The organism is Psychrobacter sp. Ps6 (assembly GCF_022129235.1).
GTDB lineage: Bacteria > Pseudomonadota > Gammaproteobacteria > Pseudomonadales > Moraxellaceae > Psychrobacter.
This window is the reverse complement of the sequence record NZ_JADQAI010000166.1, coordinates 1-1127: the sequence shown is the minus strand read 5'-3', so window position 1 is coordinate 1127 and position 1127 is coordinate 1. Positions and strand designations below refer to the sequence as shown.

General features: G+C 35.2%; 2 protein-coding genes. One reads left to right on the top strand and one right to left on the bottom strand.

What is annotated here, in order from left to right; translation table 11 throughout:
- Positions 1 to 223: 223 nt before the first annotated feature.
- A complete protein-coding gene (locus I3255_RS14620) occupies positions 224 to 514 on the bottom strand; it encodes a putative quinol monooxygenase (protein ID WP_036765555.1) in 291 nt (96 codons plus the stop codon).
- A gap of 308 nt (positions 515 to 822) precedes the next feature.
- Between I3255_RS14620 and I3255_RS14615 the strand changes: the two genes are divergently transcribed.
- Positions 823 to 1127, top strand: a 305-nt coding sequence (locus tag I3255_RS14615) for an NAD(P)H-dependent oxidoreductase (protein WP_238039476.1), incomplete at its 3' end; no start/stop codon positions are given.

Below are 1127 nucleotides of genomic sequence, written 5' to 3'. Positions count from 1 at the left end.
TAAGTGCCTGCGATAGACATTGTAAGACTGCTATTTTGATGATTTTGGCTGGGCTTGATGCAGAACAAGCAAAAAAGCAATTAGCAAACCACAATGGCTTTATTCGTAGCGCATTAGTATAGCAATATTATTTTTTAACCTTATTTGTATTTGCTGTGAGATCAGACAATTTATCCGAATTAAAACTTTAATAGGCCTTTATCATAAAAGGCCTATTAAGTGACTAACCAATATGAGTCATTTTATTGATAGTAAATAATTCAATAGCACCTTCTGTCGCTTTGACATACTCAGCGATTGGTGTGTTATTTAAATGGGCTTGCAGCTTATCTTCAGAACTCCAATTTTCGAAAAACACAAAATGGGCTGGGTTTTCATTATCTTGGTGAAGGTCATAGCTGATACAACCATCTTCTGCTCGTGTTACATCAATCAATTTCAAAAGTTCTGATTTCACGAGATCAATTTGTCCTTCCTTTGCAATGATATTTGCAACAACAGTCAATTTAGACATAGCCATTCCTTTTTTCTTTAGAGAATACCGCCATATAAAGACGTCAGATAATTTGTTGTAGAAATCATATGTGCAACTAGCATATTAATAAAGCGGTAACTCGTTGAATCTGTTTTAAGTAATTTTTGATAATGGAATTCTGATATCTGATTGCTATGGTTAATGTACTTGCTTTCCTAAATTGCAAGTCATATGGAAATAGTGTTGTTACTTTGGTGCTATTAATGATTTATGGGTCTTAATGTAGACTGATTCCATCAAGTCGAGCGATACGCTCAAAGAACAATGATTAAAAGAAGGGCGACAATATGAAAATTTTAGCATTCGGTGCAACCAATAGCCGTAACTCAATCAATCAACAATTTGCTCGTTATACAGCCTCTTTAGTCCCTAATGCGGAAGTGGAAGTATTAGATCTTAATGATTACGAACTACCGATTTTTAGCTTTGAACGAGAAGAGCAATTAGGTCAGCCAGAACTGGCGCAAAAGTTTTATAAAAAGCTGGGCGAGGCTGATGCCATCATTATTTCTTTTGCGGAACACAATGGTTCATACGCAGTTGCTTACAAGAACACTTTTGATTGGGTTTCTCGTATTAATCAAAAGGTTTT

Bases quoted from the DNA above. Each gene is read 5' to 3' on its own strand.
- I3255_RS14620 (WP_036765555.1), bottom strand. From the start codon at position 514: ATGTCTAAATTGACTGTTGTTGCAAATATCATTGCAAAGGAAGGACAA.